This is a genomic window from Arthrobacter humicola (genome assembly GCF_022803015.1).
GTDB classification, from domain to species: Bacteria; Actinomycetota; Actinomycetes; order Actinomycetales; family Micrococcaceae; genus Arthrobacter; species Arthrobacter humicola_A.
Genome location: NZ_JAFKON010000048.1, coordinates 1 through 420 on the forward strand (window position 1 = coordinate 1; position 420 = coordinate 420).

Annotated in this window: 1 pseudogene; it reads right to left on the reverse strand. The window is 69.8% G+C overall.

Annotation, left to right across the window (positions count from 1 at the left end):
* Positions 1-384, reverse strand: a pseudogene (locus ARTB_RS21395) (LCP family protein); the annotation flags it as partial.
* Between the last annotated feature and the right edge of the window lie 36 nt (positions 385-420).

The window sequence follows — 420 nt, forward strand, 5'->3', positions numbered from 1 at the left end:
CGACACCACCGTGACCTTTCGCGGGGCGTCCGAGATGTGCACGAGGATGTTGACGTCGTTGAGGCGCCCCTCGGAGTCGGGCCCCTCGCAGCGCTCGCCGAAGAGGGCGATGAGGTTCTCTTCGCACGCGTCGATGCCGACGACCATCATGTTGACGCCGCCCTCGAGCCGGCCGAGGTCGGGCGGGACCGGGGGCTGGTTCTCGACGGCGACGGCCTCGTCGACGAACTCCGACGTGAGGTCGTACGCGGTGTACGAGGCGACGCCGATCGCCGACACGACGGCGACGACCGCCGCCACGGCGATGAGGGTGGCGACTTGCTCGAGTGGATGCGGGGAACGCAGGCGGGCGTGCTGTGCGACGGTGCGACGGCGCCGGGGCATGGCTACTCCTCTTCGGGTTTCGTCGCAGTCTAGGGG